General features: G+C 54.2%; 14 protein-coding genes. 8 read left to right on the forward strand and 6 right to left on the reverse strand.

Annotated elements, in window-relative coordinates; translation table 11 throughout:
• Positions 1-28 precede the first annotated feature (28 nt).
• Positions 29-2,875, reverse strand: a complete 2,847-nt coding sequence (rcsC, locus tag ACERJC_RS10630) for a two-component system sensor histidine kinase RcsC (RefSeq protein WP_373671623.1) — start codon at positions 2,873-2,875, stop codon at positions 29-31.
• A 172-nt stretch (positions 2,876-3,047) separates the two neighbouring features.
• Here rcsC and atoS point away from each other — a divergent pair, with 172 nt between their 5' ends.
• The 7 genes from atoS (at position 3,048) to ACERJC_RS10665 (ending at position 11,284) form a co-directional block, all read left to right on the forward strand.
• On the forward strand, positions 3,048-4,874 hold the full coding sequence (gene atoS, locus ACERJC_RS10635) for a two-component system sensor histidine kinase AtoS (protein WP_373671624.1): 1,827 nt from the start codon (positions 3,048-3,050) through the stop codon (positions 4,872-4,874).
• Positions 4,871-6,256, forward strand: a complete 1,386-nt coding sequence (gene atoC / locus ACERJC_RS10640) for an acetoacetate metabolism transcriptional regulator AtoC (RefSeq protein WP_373671625.1) — start codon at positions 4,871-4,873, stop codon at positions 6,254-6,256. The genes atoS and atoC overlap by 4 nt, the downstream gene beginning before the upstream one ends.
• A gap of 197 nt (positions 6,257-6,453) precedes the next feature.
• Positions 6,454-7,116, forward strand: coding sequence for an acetate CoA-transferase subunit alpha (gene atoD / locus ACERJC_RS10645; protein WP_373671626.1), 663 nt, complete (start codon positions 6,454-6,456; stop codon positions 7,114-7,116).
• A complete protein-coding gene (locus ACERJC_RS10650; RefSeq protein WP_152403443.1) occupies positions 7,116-7,766 on the forward strand; it encodes a 3-oxoacid CoA-transferase subunit B in 651 nt (216 codons plus the stop codon). Before atoD ends, ACERJC_RS10650 begins: the two co-directional genes overlap by 1 nt.
• A complete protein-coding gene (locus ACERJC_RS10655) occupies positions 7,763-9,085 on the forward strand; it encodes a TIGR00366 family protein (protein ID WP_354652392.1) in 1,323 nt (440 codons plus the stop codon). Before ACERJC_RS10650 ends, ACERJC_RS10655 begins: the two co-directional genes overlap by 4 nt.
• A 30-nt stretch (positions 9,086-9,115) precedes the next feature.
• Entirely contained in the window at positions 9,116-10,300 is a 1,185-nt protein-coding gene (locus ACERJC_RS10660; RefSeq protein ID WP_373671627.1) for an acetyl-CoA C-acetyltransferase, read from the forward strand.
• 228 nt (positions 10,301-10,528) lie between these two features.
• Complete coding sequence (locus tag ACERJC_RS10665) at positions 10,529-11,284, forward strand: MurR/RpiR family transcriptional regulator (RefSeq protein WP_046482684.1); 756 nt, start codon at positions 10,529-10,531, stop codon at positions 11,282-11,284.
• Between the two features lie 95 nt (positions 11,285-11,379).
• Here ACERJC_RS10665 and ACERJC_RS10670 read toward each other — a convergent pair whose 3' ends face one another.
• From ACERJC_RS10670 to gyrA, 5 genes are all read right to left on the reverse strand, one after another.
• Positions 11,380-12,396 (reverse strand): Gfo/Idh/MocA family protein, encoded by a 1,017-nt coding sequence (locus ACERJC_RS10670; protein ID WP_178824053.1) that lies wholly within the window; start codon positions 12,394-12,396, stop codon positions 11,380-11,382.
• Between the two features lie 11 nt (positions 12,397-12,407).
• The gene (gene srlE, locus ACERJC_RS10675) at positions 12,408-13,424 is read right to left on the reverse strand and encodes a PTS glucitol/sorbitol transporter subunit IIB (RefSeq protein WP_178824055.1); all 1,017 of its coding nucleotides are present in this window, start codon (positions 13,422-13,424) and stop codon (positions 12,408-12,410) included.
• A complete protein-coding gene (locus ACERJC_RS10680) occupies positions 13,405-13,803 on the reverse strand; it encodes a PTS glucitol/sorbitol transporter subunit IIA (protein ID WP_178824057.1) in 399 nt (132 codons plus the stop codon). The genes srlE and ACERJC_RS10680 overlap by 20 nt, the downstream gene beginning before the upstream one ends.
• A gap of 9 nt (positions 13,804-13,812) precedes the next feature.
• Complete coding sequence (gene srlA, locus ACERJC_RS10685) at positions 13,813-14,334, reverse strand: PTS glucitol/sorbitol transporter subunit IIC (RefSeq protein WP_042317872.1); 522 nt, start codon at positions 14,332-14,334, stop codon at positions 13,813-13,815.
• Between the two features lie 353 nt (positions 14,335-14,687).
• On the reverse strand, positions 14,688-17,324 hold the full coding sequence (gene gyrA / locus ACERJC_RS10690; protein ID WP_046482694.1) for a DNA topoisomerase (ATP-hydrolyzing) subunit A: 2,637 nt from the start codon (positions 17,322-17,324) through the stop codon (positions 14,688-14,690).
• A 146-nt stretch (positions 17,325-17,470) separates the two neighbouring features.
• Between gyrA and ubiG the strand changes: the two genes are divergently transcribed.
• Positions 17,471-18,199, forward strand: coding sequence for a bifunctional 2-polyprenyl-6-hydroxyphenol methylase/3-demethylubiquinol 3-O-methyltransferase UbiG (gene ubiG / locus ACERJC_RS10695; protein ID WP_152403437.1), 729 nt, complete (start codon positions 17,471-17,473; stop codon positions 18,197-18,199).
• Positions 18,200-18,337: the final 138 nt, after the last annotated feature.

An 18,337-nucleotide genomic window follows, 5' to 3' on the forward strand; every position in this document is an offset into this window, starting at 1 on the left:
GATAAGGCAAAGCCGCCATCCGGCATTTTTAACCCCGTGTTTTCCTGACCCGCTCCGCATACACCGCCAGCGTCTGCTTGAGAATGTCCAGCGTGACCGGCTTCGACAGACAGCTGTCCATTCCCGACTCCAGACAGCGCTGCTTCTCTTCGGCTAAAGCGTTTGCCGTCACCCCGACTACCGGTAGCGTCAGCCCCAACTGACGAATACGCTGCGTCAGACGATAGCCGTCCATATTCGGCATGTTGACGTCGCTCAGCACGATATCGATGTGGTTTTTGCTCAGCACGTTCAGGGCATCCACGCCGTCATTCGCGGTCTTGCACTGATACCCCAGCGAACCCAACTGATCGGCCAACAGGCGACGGTTGATTGGATGATCGTCAACCACCAGGATCATCATGTCATCATTGGTGGCCGCCGCTTTTTCCGGGGCCGGTAACGCGGAAGAGAGCTCGTCATCGTCGAGTTCAATACTGTAGATCCGGGCCAGCAGCGCCGGCAGTTCATGCGGCGACGCGACGCTGTGAACCCATTCCCCCGGCACCCTTTCCAGCGGAATGCCAATGTGACGGCGACAGAAAATAACCGCCGCACGCCCCTGCCAGGGCTGTTCCAGCTCATCGTCAGCGATCAATACATCGTCACTCGCCGGAGGTTGGCCTTCATAACGCATCACTTCGACGCCGTTGCGCGTCAGGCTGTTTTCAACAAATTGACACAGCGAGGCATTACGCACCGCCAGCCAACAGCGTGTTCTGGCGAGTCCATCGAGACCTTTTTTCGCCGGATACTGCGCGCCATACAGCGGAATACGCACCGTAAACTGGCTGCCCATCCCCGGTTCGGAATCGACCGAAATGTCGCCGTCCATCATGCTGATCAGCTTTTCGCAAATCGCCAGTCCCAGCCCCGTCCCCTGGAAATTGCGCTGCACGCCGGTACCGACCTGGAAAAACGGGTCGAACAGGCGCACCACCTCTTTCGCCGGGATCCCAACGCCGGTATCCCGCACCCGAATACTGAGGTAATCATCGTCACGGCTAACATGCAGTACGATGCAGCCAATGTCGGTGAATTTAATCGCATTACTGAGCAGGTTAGAAATCACCTGTTGCAGGCGCATCGGATCGCCATTGAGGGCAACCGGCACATTCGGTTCGATAAAGCAGTACAACCCTATCTGCTTGCGCACCACCAGCGGCAAATAGTTCGCCGTAATGTGGCTCATCACCTCGCGCGGTGAGAATTCACGCGGCTCAATTTTCAACTGCTCAGATTCAATTTTCGAGAAGTCGAGAATGTCGCTGATGATTTTCAGCAGCAGACTGGAAGAGTTATTCATCGCCGTCACCAGACGATCGACCCCTTTGGGTAACGCTTTGGTTTGCAGCAGATCGAGGTTACCGATGATGCCATACAGCGGGGTACGCAGCTCGTGGCTGACGGTCGCCAGGAACATCGATTTCGACTGACTCGCCTGCTCAGCCGCCTGCGCCATCTCCTGCAACGACTCCTCCATTTTGACGCGGGCGGAGACATCCACCAGCACACAGATCGCCACGTTTTCATTGCGATAGCGGGAATGGACGAAGCTAATCTGCAGGTTGGTGTTATTACTGGTCAGCACATCGACAAAGTTCACCTGCTGTCCGCAGATGATTTGCGTCAGCCTCTGTCGGTCCTCATGGGTGAGCATGTTCAGATACGTGTGCGCCAGCTCATTACTGAGAATGTTAATACCGTCAACGGTGCGCAGAATACAGATCCCGACCGGCGCGGAAGCGACAATCTTACGGTTAAACTGCTCATGCTCTTCCAGACGCTGGGCGTCGCTTTCCGCCGGAATAAAGATCCGCCGTTCGTACATCCGCGCAAGAGTAAACAGCGCCGCGCCCACCAGCACGTTCAGCAGAATGGCATTCAGAATCAGCATCCGGATCCGTTCCAGCACCAGATCAACCGGGACGGAATAGACAATGCTCAGCGAGGACGGCGGCAGGTTTTTCTTCAGCACCAGTTCACGAAAGCCCGGCGTATAGCCAAACCAGGAACGCTCCTGCATCCAGCGAGGCTCCGCCTTAATGGTGCCTTCCGGTCCGGTCAGTGAAATCAGCGCATGACCATTTTCATCCAGAATGGTCACCCCCATCGGCAGGCTGCCCGGCGTAAAGAAATTTTCCATCCGAATGGACTGCTCAACGCCTAACAGCGCCTGCAGACGGTTTGCCAGATAAACCGGCGTCAGCGCGTAGAAATACCCGATCCCCGGACGCGGCCCCTGCCCTACCCAGTAAAGATTGCTTCCGGACTCATCCTGCGGCGCATTGCGGTACTTCATAATCCGCTCGTGCAGCGTTTTCAGCGCGTTATCGCGCTCGACGGGCATATCGCGCAGGCCGAAATTCGCCATGCAGAGATTATCGCTACCGATGAGAAATACGCGATTCAGGTCGTAGGCGGCAGAAAAGTTGTCGCGCCAGTAGCGCATGAACCACGCCAGCGACTCCAGCGATCCGCGCCATGCATTGCCCATTGCCGCACAGTCTGAATCAGCAAACAGCGGCTGAAAGGTCGGGACCTCGGTTTTATCGTCACGCGCCCGCGAAGTCAGCACGCCGTTCTCCGCCGTCAGGCGGTTCTCAGCGATATACTTGAGCTCTTTCATCACATCCGCCGTGCGCTGAATATAGCGCTGGGCCTGATCGGAACTGAGATTAAACTCCTGGCGAATCTCTGATTCCCGCTGATGCAGGGCGTTCACGATGTAGAACACCGAGGCAAAGGCAATGAGCAGCCAAATCAACAGCGCCAACGCTCTGAACAGGTAGCGCGAGATTTTCAGTGTCGTGCGAAAGGAAGCAAGGTATTTCAAAAGGGCGAAGCTCCGCCTCAGGCGATAAATGGAGTGTGGTTAAGGTAGCGGTAAATGCGCGGCGTCGCAATGCCCGCGCCTCCGTTTGCGGGAATATGATACACCGCTGAGAAACCATTGCCGCAACCATCGATAATCATCATTTGCCGTACAGAGCCACAGGGATGCCAGCATGCGCTTTTTGAGAGGGTTATACCCGCGACGCTTACGCAATCAAATGATACTGATGGCGATCCTGATGGTCATCGTGCCGACGCTGTCGATCGGTTATATCGTAGAAACCGAAGGCCGGTCAGCAGTCTTATCCGAAAAAGAGAAAAAATTATCTGCCGTCGTACACCTGCTCGATCAGGCGCTCGGCGAACGCTTTGACGATTTTACGACGTTGCCACGGGAAGAGCGAATCCGGGCGCTGAATGCCGAACTCGGCCCCATCACCGAACAGATAACCCTGGCGTTTCCGGGCATTGGCGCAGGCTACTATAACAAAGCGCTGGATGCGATTGTGACCTACGCCCCTTCCGCGCTGTATCAAAATAACGTCGGCGTGACGATTGCCGCCGATCACCCCGGACGTGAAGTGATGCGCAGCAATGCCCCGGTGGTCTTTTCCGGTCGCCAGGTGCGTGGCGATATTCTCAACTCAATGATCCCCATCACCCGGGACGGCAACGTGATGGGTTACATCTGGGCAAATGAGCTGACGGAAGATATTCAGCGTCAGGCCTGGAGGATGGACGTGCGCATCATTGCGGTACTGGCGGCGGGTCTGCTCTGTAGCCTGTTACTGATTGTGCTGTTTTCCCGACGTCTTGGCGCGAATATCGACATTATCACGGACGGTCTGTCGACGCTGGCGCAGAAAACGCCGGCACAACTTCCCAATCTCCCCGGCGAACTGGGGCAAATCAGCCGCAGCGTCAACGCCCTGGCGCAAACGCTGCGTGAAACCAAAACCCTGAACGACCTGATCATTGAAAACGCCGCCGACGGCGTGATTGCTATCGACAGACAGGGCGATGTCACCACCATGAACCCCGCAGCGGAAATGATTACCGGCTACACGCTGAATGAACTGGTCGGTCAGCCGTATGCCACGCTGTTTTCCGACCCGCATTTTGCCAGCCCGGTTCTCGATACCCTGGCACACGGTACGGAACATCTGGCACAAGAAGTCAGTTTTCCGGCGCGCGATCGCACCATCGAACTCAGCGTCACCACTAGTCGCATTCATAACCCCAATGGTGAATTGATCGGCGCGCTGGTGATTTTTTCCGACCTGACCGCCCGTAAAGAGACACAGCGTCGTCTGGCCCAGACGGAGAGACTTGCCACGCTGGGTGAACTGATGGCCGGGGTGGCGCATGAGGTGCGTAATCCGCTTACCGCTATCCGCGGCTATGTGCAGATCATCCGTCAGCAAACCAGCCTGCCGGTACATCAGGAATATCTGTCCGTGGTACTGAAAGAAATTGATTCCATCAATAGAGTCATTCAGCAGTTGCTGGATTTCTCCCGCCCACGACAAAGCCAGTGGCAGCAAGTGCTGCTTAATTCGTTGATCGAAGAGACGCTGATTCTGGTGCAAACCTCCGGTGTACAGGCGCGGATCGCGTTCAACGTCGAACAGGATAAAGGATTACCTGCCATCGTTGCCGATCGCGAACTGTTGAAACAGGTGATCCTCAATATCCTGATTAATGCCGTGCAGGCCATCAACGCGCGCGGCGAAATTCGCATTCGCACCTGGCAACATTCAGCCACGCAACAAGCCGTGACGATTGAAGACAACGGCTGTGGGATCGATATCGCGCTACAGAAAAAGATCTTTGACCCCTTTTTCACCACCAAAGCCTCAGGAACGGGGCTTGGACTCGCGCTCAGCCAGCGCATCATCAATGCCCATCAGGGCGATATTCGCGTCACCAGCATGCCCGGATGCGGCGCGACATTTACCCTCATTTTGCCCATTAACCCGCAGGGAAATTTGTCAGTATGAAAACCCGCTATCGTATCCTCATCGTGGATGACGAAGACAACGTTCGTCGTATGCTCACTACCGCATTCTCGCTACAGGGGCATGAAACGCACTGCGCCTGTAACGGTGAGGAAGCCTTACAGCGCTTTGTCGACGCACCGCCGGATGTGGTGCTGATGGATATCCGTATGCCGGAAATGAACGGGATTGATGCACTGAAAGTCATGCGCACCCGGCAGCCGCGCATCCCCGTGATCCTGATGACCGCTTACGCTGAAGTCGAAACCGCCGTCGAAGCGTTGCGCAGCGGCGCGTTTGACTACGTGATCAAACCCTTCGATCTCGATGAACTCAATTTACTGATCCAACGCGCACTGCAATTGCAGGCGATGAAACAAGAGATCCGCAGCCTGCATCAGGCGCTGAGCACCAGCTGGCAGTGGGGGCATATCCTGACCAACAGTCCACGGATGATGGATATCTGCAAAGACACGGCAAAAATTGCTCTGTCGCAGGCCAACGTCTTGATCAGTGGCGAAAGCGGCACCGGTAAAGAGCTGATTGCACGCGCCATTCACTACAACTCGCGCCGGGCAAACGGGCCGTTTATCAAAATCAACTGTGCCGCGCTGCCGGAGTCACTGCTGGAAAGCGAGCTGTTTGGTCATGAAAAAGGCGCCTTCACCGGGGCACAGACTCAGCGTCAGGGACTGTTTGAACGCGCCCATCAGGGAACGTTGCTGCTCGATGAAATTGGCGAAATGCCGCTGGTACTGCAGGCGAAGCTACTGCGCATCCTGCAGGAAAGAGAGTTCGAACGCGTGGGCGGACACCAGACCATTCAGGTAGATATCCGTATCGTTGCCGCCACCAACCGGGATCTCCCTGCAATGGTAAAAGAAGGCGCCTTCCGTGAAGACCTGTTTTACCGTCTGAACGTCATTCATCTGCAACTTCCCCCGCTGCGTGAACGACGGGAAGATATTGCGCTACTCGCTAACCACTTCTTACAGAAATTCAGTTCGGAAAATCAGCGCGATATTATTGAAATCGATCCTGCGGCCATGTCGATGCTTACCACCTGGCCCTGGCCCGGCAACATTCGGGAGTTGTCTAACGTCATTGAGCGGGCGGTCGTGATGAATACCGGGGCGGTTATTTTTGCTGAAGATCTACCCGCCCCGCTCCGCCAGCCGGTGAGTGGAAGCAGCGAGATAAAAGCCACGCAGCCCGGTGAACGCAATCTGAAAGAAGAGATAAAACGTGAAGAGAAGCGAATTATTATCGAGGTGCTCGAGCAGCATGAAGGCAACCGCACCCGCGCCGCGCTGATGTTAGGTATCAGTCGACGCGCTCTGATGTACAAACTGCAGGAATACGGTATCGATACGGCCGGGTTGTAGCACCAGAATCTGCTATGCAGAATTTTGCACAGTGCGCAAAATTCTGCATAGCCTCCGCGCGGCCAGCCCACTGCACACAAACAAATAACTTTCTTAATTCAATCAGTTAATTAATTTCCTCATCCGTTAGCCATTCTGGCATCCCGCTTGCTATTCCCTTTACGTACCCAAAATGGAGTATGCAAAAGGGAAACATAATGAAAACAAAACTGATTACCTTACAAAACGCTGCCGGGCTCTTTCGTGACGGCATGACCATCATGGTTGGCGGTTTTATGGGGGTAGGGACCCCGCCCCGTCTTGTCGAAGCCTTACTTGAATCCGGCGTCAGAGACCTGACGCTGATCGCCAACGATACCGCCTTTGTCGATACCGGTATTGGCCCACTGATCGTCAATGGCCGGGTGAACAAAGTCATTGCGTCTCATATCGGCACCAACCCGGAAACGGGGCGTCGGATGATTGCCAAAGAGATGGAGGTTCAACTGGTGCCGCAAGGTACGCTGATTGAGCAGATCCGCTGCGGCGGCGCAGGACTCGGCGGGTTCCTGACCCCCACCGGCGTCGGCACCATCGTGGAAGATGGCAAACAAACCCTGACGCTCGACGGAAAAACCTGGCTGCTGGAGCGCCCATTGCGCGCCGATCTGGCGCTCATCCGCGCGCACCGTGCCGACCCTCTCGGCAACCTGACCTACCAACTCAGCGCCCGCAACTTTAACCCACTTATTGCCCTCGCCGCCGATATCACCCTGGTGGAACCTGACGAACTCGTTGAGACAGGCGATCTGCTGCCTGACCAGATAGTCACCCCCGGTGCGGTTATCGACCATATCGTCATTCCACAGGAGAGCAAATAATGGATGCGAAACAACGTATTGCGCGCCGCGTGGCGCAAGAACTTCATGATGGTGACGTCGTGAACTTAGGTATTGGCCTGCCGACGATGGTCGCCAACTACCTGCCAGATGACATTCATATCACTCTGCAATCAGAAAACGGATTTCTTGGACTGGGGCCGGTCACCACCGCGCATCCCGATCTGGTGAACGCTGGCGGACAACCCTGCGGGATTTTGCCGGGTGCGGCGATGTTCGATAGCGCGATGTCATTCGCCCTGATCCGTGGCGGTCATGTGGATGCCTGCGTTCTGGGCGGGTTGCAGGTTGATGAACAGGCCAACCTCGCGAACTGGGTGGTGCCCGGCAAAATGGTTCCCGGTATGGGGGGCGCAATGGATCTGGTGACCGGCGCGCGCAACGTCATTATCGCGATGGAGCACTGCGCGAAAGACGGCTCGGCGAAAATCCTCCGCCACTGCACTATGCCACTGACTGCCCAGCATGCGGTGCATGTGCTGGTCACTGAACTCGCGGTGTTCCGCTTTATCGACGGTAAAATGTGGCTGACGGAAATCGTCGACGGGTGTGACCTTGATACCCTACGCGCAAAAACCGAAGCACACTTTGACGTTGCCGCCGATCTGGTCGTTCAGCGAGGTGACGCATGATTGGCCGTATCTCGCGTTTCATGACGCGCTTTGTCAGCCGCTGGCTGCCCGATCCCCTGATTTTCGCCATGCTGCTGACGCTGCTGACGTTCGGCATCGCGCTGTGGTTAACACCGCAAACGCCCGTCGCGATGGTGCGTTTCTGGGGGGACGGCTTCTGGAACCTGCTGGCCTTCGGGATGCAGATGGCGTTGATCATCGTGACAGGCCACGCGCTGGCCAGTTCTGGTCCGGTGAAAAACCTGCTGCGCACCGCCGCGTCTGCCGCTAAAACGCCCGCCCAGGGCGTAATGCTGGTGACCTTCTTTGGCTCCGTCGCCTGCGTCATCAACTGGGGCTTCGGCCTGGTGGTTGGGGCGATGTTTGCCCGTGAAGTTGCCCGTCGCGTGCCGGGTTCCGATTATCCGCTGCTGATTGCCTGCGCCTATATCGGTTTCCTGACCTGGGGCGGCGGCTTCTCCGGTTCGATGCCCCTGCTGGCGGCAACGCCGGGTAACCCGGTTGAACACATCGCGGGCTTAATTCCGGTCAGCGATACCCTGTTCACCGGTTTCAACATCTTCATCACCCTCGGGTTGATTGTGGTCATGCCGTTTATCACCCGCATGATGACGCCAAAACCGTCAGATGTGGTCAGCGTCGATCCGAAACTGTTGATGGAAGAGCCTGATTTCCAGAAGACCTTGCCGGCAGATGCGCCTCCGTCAGAAAAACTGGAAGAGAGCCGTATCCTGGCGCTGATCATTGGGGCATTAGGCATCGCCTATCTCGGGATCTACTTCGCCGAGAAAGGATTCAACATCACCATCAACACCGTCAACCTGATGTTCATGATTGCCGGTCTACTGCTGCACAAAACGCCAATGGCCTACATGCGCGCCATTAGCGCCGCCGCGCGCAGCACCGCCGGTATCCTGGTGCAGTTCCCGTTCTATGCCGGGATCCAGTTAATGATGGAACATTCCGGCCTCGGGGGACTTATCACCGAATTCTTCATCAACGTCGCCAATAAAGACACCTTCCCGGTCATGACCTTCTTCAGCTCCGCACTGATCAACTTTGCCGTGCCGTCAGGCGGCGGTCACTGGGTTATTCAGGGACCGTTCGTCATGCCAGCCGCGCAGGCGTTAGGAGCCGATCTCGGTAAGTCCGTCATGGCGATCGCCTACGGCGAGCAGTGGATGAACATGGCGCAACCCTTCTGGGCGCTTCCCGCACTGGCCATCGCCGGGCTGGGGGTTCGCGACATCATGGGTTACTGCATCACCGCCCTGCTTTTCTCCGGCGTCATTTTTGTTGTCGGCCTGACCTTTTTCTGACGGCAGCCGCTCACTTTTAAGGAACAGAAGATGAAAAATTGTGTCATCGTCAGCGCAGCACGTACCGCCATCGGCAGCTTCAACGGCGCGCTGGCAACAACCAGCGCCATCGATCTTGGCGCAACCGTGATTAGCGCCGCGCTGGAACGCGCACAACTCGATCCGCAGCGCGTGGATGAAGTGATCATGGGCAACGTGCTGCAGGCAGGTCTTGGACAAAACCCGGCGCGCCAGGCGCTGCTAAAGAGCGGTCTTAGCGAGACGGTCTGCGGTTTTACCGTCAACAAAGTCTGCGGCTCCGGCCTGAAAAGCGTCGCGCTGGCTGCCCAGGCGATTCAGGCCGGTCAGGCGCAGGCGTTGGTCGCCGGCGGCATGGAAAACATGAGTCTGGCACCGTATCTGCTGGAAGCGAAAGCCCGCTGGGGCTATCGCCTCGGCGACGGTCAGTTATCAGATGTGATTTTGCGCGATGGCCTGCTCTGTGCCACCCACGGCTATCACATGGGGATCACCGCCGAAAACGTCGCCCGCGAATACGGTATCAGCCGCGAAATGCAGGATGAGCTGGCGTTGCTCTCCCAGCAAAAAGCGGTAGCGGCCATCAATTCTGGTGCCTTCCAGGCCGAGATTGTGCCGGTCAGCGTCACGTCGCGGAAGAAAACCATCGTCTTTGACCGCGATGAATTCCCCAAAGCTGACTCAACAGCGGAAGGTCTTGCCGCGCTGCGTCCGGCATTTGATAAAGCTGGCACCGTCACCGCCGGTAACGCCTCCGGGATCAACGACGGTGCGGCGGCGCTGGTGGTAATGGAAGAATCGGCGGCACTGGCGGCGGGGCTGAAACCGTTGGCACGCATTAAGGCCTACGCCAGCGGCGGCGTCGCCCCGGCGCTGATGGGAATGGGTCCGGTGCCCGCCACGCAAAAGGCGCTGCAATACAGCGGACTACAGCTTTCGGATATCGATCTGATTGAAGCCAATGAGGCGTTTGCCGCGCAGTTCCTCGCCGTCGGCAAGACGCTGGGCTTCGATCCAGAGAAGGTGAACGTTAACGGCGGCGCGATTGCGCTTGGTCATCCGATCGGTGCCAGCGGCGCGCGAATTCTGGTGACATTACTGCATGCGCTTGCCGCGAGAGATAAAACGCTGGGTCTGGCGACGCTGTGTATCGGCGGCGGTCAGGGAATAGCCATGATTGTGGAAAGGATGAATTAATACCTGGAGTCCCCCGGTTATACACAACATCATTCAGTTGGCATGGATGCCGCTCCTGTAAACCCCTGGCACAGAGATAACGATGTGCCAGGGGTTTTTTACAACCCGGCAAAGCGACGGTCCGTAAGAACGAGGTTCATGGATGAGCCGAGTAATGCCGTAGCCAACACAGAGGCCGCTTGAAGGATAAAGTGTATCTGTCATAATAAACAAAACCGAGGGACCTTAATGAACATTATCGAACAACTTCAGTTACTGGTAAAAACAGGCTCGCACGCGGAACAAACAATTAGCCGTTACATTCTGGCTACATTATCGGGCGCGGAAAAACTGACGTCGACGGCAATTTCAAAAAAGACACAGACCAGCCAACCCTCCATCGTTCGTTTTGCTCAATCTCTCGGTTATACGGGTTTTACTTCATTTAAATATGATTTAATTAAATGTCTGCGTAGTGAACCTGAGACGCTACTCCCGGCCCAGGCAACGAAGAACAACGTTATCCTTAGCGAGTTTATTAATAATAATAACCCGGCGGCACTCAATACCTTCTTTGAAATTATTAATTCCAGTCGTAACCTCTATTTCTGTCATCCACGGGAATTGAGTTCCTTACTCAGCAATATCATTCAGGACTATAGCGATATTGGTAAAGTCTGTATTCCCGTGGAGTACCAGAATGCCCATTCACTGTTGACAAACGCCCTGACGGATTGCGATTCGGTGATCCTGCTGCCGGGACTTAAAGATGAGCCGGATAATCAATTGATTACCTTGATTCGAGAGCATGAGGCAGCCTCGCTGGCGGTAGCCTGCCATCAGAGCGGCGCGTCGCTGGCCGATGTGACCTTATATACGCCGCAGTCCAGCGCCAGCCCACTGAGTTTTGCCGCGCTGAAAATGTCATTGCATACGCTTTTTTTCCATGCGCTGCAATATTGCTATCTGAATATGAATAATGAAAAGACGCCTCATAAACGCTGATCATCGACCGGGTTGCGGGGGAATAAAGAACCCTGCCTTAATCAGAGAAATTAAAGCCAGAAAAGACTGTCTATGAGGCGTAAATTGCAGATTAATTATAACTGCACAATACTTCCTGTTGATAACGAATGATGCACGGCTTCGCAAATTAACGTAGCTTGCAACCCATCGTCCGCGGTTGCCAGATAAGGGGTATCAAATAAAACGTACTCAACAAAATCATGTATTGGCTGAATCCCATACCCACTGGCTTTATTATTAACGTAATTAATAAAATTATAATTTGGCGTTGCGCTGCGCTGTGGCGTAAACATTTCATAGCCCCGCAACTGCGCGTCGGCACGATAATAGTTATTCTCTGTGATAACAAAACTACGACCGTCATTTGCTTTGGGGAAGGAAGGAGGCAAGCACCACCCCACTTCAACAGTCCACTGCGCGCCATTATCAAACGTGACGAAAGACTGAATGGTGTCCCAAGAATCGATGCCTTCCGCAACCAGCTTCTTCTTCTGTCCTATCGCATAGACGCTCACTGCATTGGCGCCATTCATATAATATCGAATCAAATCAAAACAATGTGTTCCAAGGAAATGAACGGGAGAGCTCTCGTTCGCCCATGACAGCCAGTTTTTCGGCACGTCGATGATGTCGTCCATGCTCATGTAGCCACGCAGGACCTGGCCGGTTTCGGGTTTTAACAGTTCATGATGAATATGCTGCGCCATTCCGTCCCAACGCTTGTGATAATCGACACCAATCTTCACTCCCTGCTGCTGTGCACAACGGATGATTTCCCGACATTCCGCTGATGTTGTCGCCATCGGTTTTTCAATCAGCACATGTTTACCCGCGTTGATGGCCTCAATGGTGGCATCAAAGTGGAACGGATCCGGTGTGGCAATTGACACCAGATCAACCTCCGTCGCGGCAAATAACTCTGCCAGCGAGGCATAACCCGGCACCTGAAACTCCGCCGCCACTCTGGCGCGGATTTCCGGATTGATCTCGCAAAAACCCACCAGATTCACCCACGGATTATAGTGATACGCATTGATATGATGTTTGCCGTAAATACCAGCCCCCACCACTGCGGCATTGATTTTGTTCATTACACGATTCCTCAGTTAAACAAGCCAAACGAAAACAGATAACCGATGGCCACCGCCAGAGGTGCGGTAATCATCCGTGATAACAAGAACGAGGGAACACCGAGACGGATGGTCTTCTCTTTCGCCTCCTGCATGGAAAGCCCAACGGGAATGAAGTCAGCCCCCACCTGGACGTTAATCGCGAACAGCGCTGGCAGCGCCATCAGAGGCGAAACCACCCCGCTACCGATTAACGTTCCCACCAGCACGCCAACAACCTGCGCAATCGCCGCGCCGGGAGCCAGAATGGGAGAGATAAAGGGCAGGCCACAGATAATTGCAATCACAAACAGCCCGGTTAACGATCCGGCAAGCGGCGATAGCGCATTCCCGGTCCACTGACCAATCGCCGTCTCCTGAACCAGGGCGATCAGCACCGAGATAAAGGCCATAAAGGGGATAACGTTTTTAATGCACAACTCAACCGATTCACGCGCAGAGGAGTAGAGAAGGCTGACAAAGTTACCGATCCCCGTCGCAAAACGCGTCATCAACTCCAGCGCGGTGTTGGTCGCTGAGGCGCGCGGTTTTACCGCCTCGGTATCGCGAGCAACCGCGAAGACGTCGCCTGCGGGGAGCGGCTCAATGTGCTCAACGTTTTCCTCCCCGTTTACCGGTTGATTAATGGTCTCAATCAGCGAAAGCGAATCAAGGCTGACATCCGAGATGTAGATATCCTCGGTGATATATTTCGCCAGCGGCCCCATCGCACCGGTAGGCAGCACGTTGATCGTCTTGATTCTTTTTTGCGGATAGATGCCACAGCGAAGTGAACCGCCGCAGTTGATCACCACACAGAGGATTTTCTTGTCATCCGGCATGGCATCAAAACCGTTAACCACGGTCATCTCCAGCATTTCACCCAGTTTTTTCGCGACCGGGTCAATGGTTTTTCCGGTTAGCGACAGAATCACCATGCGGGTATCGCGATATAAATACATATCATCGCCAATCCCTGAATGACCTTTTTTAATCAGTACGGTTTTCATTGGTTTTCCTCATTATTTTCAATGGGCCAATCAATTCATTTACGGATGGAGAACAATGACTGTTTACGTGTAATGAACCATAGGCTATTGGCTTTTCAGCCCCGTCAAATACCACCGTCACATGACCTAACTCGCATAAATTTTGCCATGCAGCCTCCCCCCAGCAGGTTATATTCCAGGTGTGATGATTCATCTGCAGAACATAATCCATTGTTTTTTGTAATGGGGTAACATCACAAACAATATTCTTAATAACCAGCACGTAGTCGAGATAATCTTCCGGAGCGCGGTCATTAAAGGTAATCAACATGCCATTAAGCAGTCCCTCTTCCACTTTTCTTCCAGCTTTTACGACGTCAGCCGAAAATAGTACTTTCATTGTTTTCCCTTATTCCTGATTAAGTTCGCGTTTCTCCAGCCGGGTGAAGATATATTCCGTAAGAAAACCACGGATAAAGCCGAGTAGAATACCCGCGGCGATATAGCGTAAAGCCAGGTCGGCAACGGGCAGGTCGAGTCGGGTCAGACCGGCGGCGACGCCCAGCCAGATAAAGAGCTCCGATGGTACAATGTGGGGGAACAGAGACGTCAGCGGGTGTACGGTGCTACCCAGCGCATCCTGATAAGCAGGTTTACAGCGTTCTGGTAAAAATTTACCCATCGTCAGCGCACCTGGACTGCTGAGGAAGAACCAGGCAAAACTGGGTAAAATTCCATAGGTTAATATTTTTGATTTCCCCATCAGGGTGGCGACTTTTTCCATTCGCTGTTGGCCAATTAATTTCATAATAAAATTAACGGTCAAAATTAAGGTTATCAGCATCGGAATGGTACTGACGATCATCCCGGAGAATATCTTACCTGCGCTCTGAAAAAGATGGATAAAGCCTTCTGCAATTTCAACTATCATAGTTAACTCCCAACGTGTAGGTATAAGTATATTCATCCGTCAGAAGTGAACTGACAGACGAAGGCAGCCAACGCTTTTTCTTTAAAACTTCAGATTATTTTATTTACTAATTTTTAGTTCTCCTGCCAGTAAGGGCTCTTAAATATCGCGGTTTGGTAACAGGAAAGTTAACGGTAAATGGCTGAACAAACAGTGAGCACCTTCACAGAGTTATAATTATTCATTTAATTTTGTATTTTTATACATTAAATACAAAACCACCCTGACACGAATGTTGACAAGGGGAATGGTGAATTCAGGACGTAAAAAAGGGAGGCTAAGCCTCCCTTTTGCGCAGTATTTAAACCCGCCGATTACTCGTCAGCATCATCTGCGACATCGTCGTCGGTTTCCGCTTCCGGAGCGATATCATCATCCCCTTCCGCCGCACTACCGTCGATAGAATCGAGGTCTTCGTCATCCACTGGCTCAGCCACACGCTGCAGACCCACTACGTTTTCATCTTCCGCGGTACGGATGAGGATCACGCCCTGAGTGTTACGCCCTACCACGCTGATTTCCGACACGCGAGTACGCACTAACGTACCGGCATCGGTGATCATCATGATCTGGTCGCAGTCATCGACCTGCACCGCGCCAACAACGGAGCCGTTGCGCTCGGTCACTTTGATAGAGATAACGCCCTGCGTCGCACGGGACTTGGTCGGATACTCTTCCGCCGCCGTACGCTTACCGTAACCGTTTTGCGTTACGGTCAGGATCGCGCCTTCGCCGCGTGGGATAATCAGGGAGACGACTTTGTCTTCGCCCGCCAGTTTGATACCCCGGACGCCGGTCGCGGTACGGCCCATCGCACGGACGGCGTTTTCTTTAAAGCGCACCACCTTGCCCGCCGCCGAGAACAGCATGACTTCGTCGGAACCGGAGGTCAGATCCACGCCAATCAGTTCGTCGCCGTCGTTCAGGTTGACCGCAATGATACCGGCAGAACGCGGACGGCTGAACTCGGTCAGCGCCGTTTTCTTCACCGTACCGCTGGCAGTCGCCATAAAGACGTTCACGCCCTCTTCGTACTCGCGTACCGGCAGGATGGCGGTGATGCGTTCGTTGGCTTCCAGCGGCAGCAGATTGACGATCGGACGACCACGCGCGCCACGACTCGCTTCAGGCAACTGATACACCTTCATCCAGTACAGACGACCACGGCTGGAGAAGCAGAGGATCGTGTCATGGGTGTTGGCCACCAGCAGGCGGTCAATAAAGTCTTCTTCTTTAATACGCGCAGCAGATTTGCCTTTCCCACCACGACGTTGTGCTTCGTAGTCGGTCAGCGGCTGATACTTCACGTAGCCCTGATGAGACAGGGTGACAACCACATCTTCCTGGTTGATCAGATCTTCGATATTGATATCGGCGCTGTTGGCGGTGATTTCGGTACGACGCTGATCGCCGAACTGATCGCGGATCAGTTCCAGCTCTTCGCGGATCACTTCCATCAGGCGATCGGCGCTGCCCAGAATGTGCAGCAGTTCCGCAATCTGTTCCAACAGCTCTTTGTATTCGTCGAGCAGTTTTTCGTGCTCAAGGCCGGTCAGTTTCTGCAGACGCAGATCCAGAATCGCCTGGGCCTGCTGTTCCGTCAGGTAGTACTGACCGTCACGCACGCCAAATTCAGGCTCCAGCCACTCCGGACGCGCGGCATCATCACCGGCACGTTCCAGCATCGCCGCCACGTTGCCCAGATCCCACGGACGCGCAATCAGCCCCGCTTTCGCTTCCGCCGGGGTCGGCGCGCGACGGATCAGTTCAATGATCGGGTCGATGTTCGCCAACGCAATCGCCAGCGCTTCGAGGATATGCGCACGATCGCGGGCTTTACGCAGTTCGAAAATGGTACGGCGGGTCACCACTTCACGACGGTGGCGCACAAACGCTGAAATAATGTCCTTCAGGTTCATGATCTTCGGCTGACCATGGTGTAGTGCCACCATGTTGATACCGAAAGAGACCTGCAGCTGGGTCTGGGAGTAGAGGTTGTTGAGTACCACTTCCCCAACCGCGTCACGTTTAACTTCAATCACGATGCGCATACCGTCTTTATCAGACTCATCACGCAGCGCGCTGATGCCTTCAACGCGTTTGTCTTTTACCAGTTCCGCAATTTTCTCGATCAGGCGCGCTTTGTTCACCTGATACGGGATTTCATGAACAATGATGGTTTCACGACCGGTTTTCGCGTCAGCTTCCACTTCCGCGCGGGCGCGAATGTACACTTTGCCGCGACCGGTACGGTAGGCTTCTTCAATGCCGCGACGACCATTGATAATCGCCGCCGTCGGGAAGTCCGGACCCGGGATGTATTCCATCAGCCCTTCAATGCTGATGTCTTCATCGTCGATATATGCCAGACACCCGTTGACCACTTCAGTCAGGTTGTGCGGCGGAATGTTAGTCGCCATCCCAACCGCGATACCGGAGGAGCCGTTCACTAACAGGTTAGGGATTTTGGTCGGCATAACGTCAGGGATTTTTTCCGTGCCGTCATAGTTGTCGACAAAATCAACCGTCTCTTTTTCCAGATCCGCCATCAACTCATGGGCAATCTTCGCCAGACGGATTTCCGTATAACGCATCGCCGCCGCAGAGTCGCCGTCAATGGAACCGAAGTTCCCCTGACCATCCACCAGCATATATCGCAGCGAGAACGGCTGAGCCATACGAACAATGGTGTCATATACCGCAGAGTCGCCGTGCGGGTGGTATTTACCGATGACGTCGCCAACGACACGGGCTGATTTTTTGTAGGCTTTGTTCCAGTCATTGCCCAATACGTTCATGGCGTAAAGTACGCGACGGTGTACCGGCTTCAGGCCATCTCGGACATCCGGCAGCGCACGGCCAACAATGACCGACATCGCATAATCCAGATAAGAGTTCTTCAGCTCTTCCTCAATGTTGACCGGTGTAATTTCTCTCGCAAGGTCGCTCATCTAACCGCTATCCCTCTACTGTATCCCGGATTCAAAGGTCGCAAATTATAACACATCCGCACCGATTGAGGTAAACCAATAAGCTTTATTCACCCGCGTTGACTGATATACTCCTGTAACAAGCCATAGAAGGAGTAAAAGCCCCGATGAATGCCGTAAAACCACCGGTAAACCACAACGTTGACCACGAAGAAATTGCCAAGTTTGAAGCCGTCGCGTCACGCTGGTGGGATCTGGAAGGCGAATTTAAGCCATTGCATCGCATTAACCCGCTGCGACTGGGTTACATTGCTGAACGCGCAGGCGGCCTGTTTGGTAAAAAGGTGCTCGATGTGGGCTGCGGCGGCGGCATTCTGGCAGAAAGTATGGCCCGTGAAGGTGCCACGGTGACCGGTCTGGATATGGGCTTTGAGCCCTTGCAGGTAGCAAAACTGCATGCGCTGGAAAGTGGTATTCAGGTGGATTACGTGCAGGAAACCGTGGAAGAACACGCAGCGAAACATGCCCACCAGTATGACGTGGTGACCTGCATGGAGATGCTGGAGCATGTGCCCGATCCGCAATCGGTGGTCAGAGCCTGTGCGCAACTGGTCAAACCCGGCGGCGAGGTGTTCTTCTCAACCCTTAACCGCAATGGCAAATCCTGGCTGATGGCCGTTGTCGGCGCGGAATATATTCTGCGCATGGTGCCGAAAGGGACCCATGATGTTAAAAAATTTATTAAACCTGCGGAGCTGTTAGGCTGGGTGGATCAGACGGTATTGCAGGAACGCCATATGACCGGGTTGCATTTCAACCCTATCACCAACACCTTCAAGCTTGGCCCCGGCGTGGATGTGAACTATATGGTGCACACCACGGCTAACGCGGAATAATCCACTTGCCTGATGGCGCTACGCTTATCAGGCCTACGGAAATATGCCCTGTAGGCCGGATAAGACGTTTACGTCGCCATTCGGCATCTCTCGCCTGTATCCAGGTTACAAAACTTGCGCCAGGTCATAAGAAGATTC

Source organism: Citrobacter telavivensis, from assembly GCF_041807075.1.
In the GTDB taxonomy this organism is placed as follows: domain Bacteria; phylum Pseudomonadota; class Gammaproteobacteria; order Enterobacterales; family Enterobacteriaceae; genus Citrobacter_A; species Citrobacter_A telavivensis.

What these genes read in the sequence shown, in the direction of transcription:
- atoS (WP_373671624.1), top strand. Translation starts at nt 3,048, where the DNA reads ATGCGCTTTTTGAGAGGGTTATACCCGCGACGCTTACGCAATCAAATG.
- atoC (WP_373671625.1), top strand. Translation starts at nt 4,871, where the DNA reads ATGAAAACCCGCTATCGTATCCTCATCGTGGATGACGAAGACAACGTT.
- atoD (WP_373671626.1), top strand. Translation starts at nt 6,454, where the DNA reads ATGAAAACAAAACTGATTACCTTACAAAACGCTGCCGGGCTCTTTCGT.
- ACERJC_RS10650 (WP_152403443.1), top strand. Translation starts at nt 7,116, where the DNA reads ATGGATGCGAAACAACGTATTGCGCGCCGCGTGGCGCAAGAACTTCAT.
- ACERJC_RS10655 (WP_354652392.1), top strand. Translation starts at nt 7,763, where the DNA reads ATGATTGGCCGTATCTCGCGTTTCATGACGCGCTTTGTCAGCCGCTGG.
- ACERJC_RS10660 (WP_373671627.1), top strand. Translation starts at nt 9,116, where the DNA reads ATGAAAAATTGTGTCATCGTCAGCGCAGCACGTACCGCCATCGGCAGC.
- ACERJC_RS10665 (WP_046482684.1), top strand. Translation starts at nt 10,529, where the DNA reads ATGAACATTATCGAACAACTTCAGTTACTGGTAAAAACAGGCTCGCAC.
- ACERJC_RS10670 (WP_178824053.1), bottom strand. Translation starts at nt 12,396, where the DNA reads ATGAACAAAATCAATGCCGCAGTGGTGGGGGCTGGTATTTACGGCAAA.
- srlE (WP_178824055.1), bottom strand. Translation starts at nt 13,424, where the DNA reads ATGAAAACCGTACTGATTAAAAAAGGTCATTCAGGGATTGGCGATGAT.
- ACERJC_RS10680 (WP_178824057.1), bottom strand. Translation starts at nt 13,803, where the DNA reads ATGAAAGTACTATTTTCGGCTGACGTCGTAAAAGCTGGAAGAAAAGTG.
- srlA (WP_042317872.1), bottom strand. Translation starts at nt 14,334, where the DNA reads ATGATAGTTGAAATTGCAGAAGGCTTTATCCATCTTTTTCAGAGCGCA.
- gyrA (WP_046482694.1), bottom strand. Translation starts at nt 17,324, where the DNA reads ATGAGCGACCTTGCGAGAGAAATTACACCGGTCAACATTGAGGAAGAG.
- ubiG (WP_152403437.1), top strand. Translation starts at nt 17,471, where the DNA reads ATGAATGCCGTAAAACCACCGGTAAACCACAACGTTGACCACGAAGAA.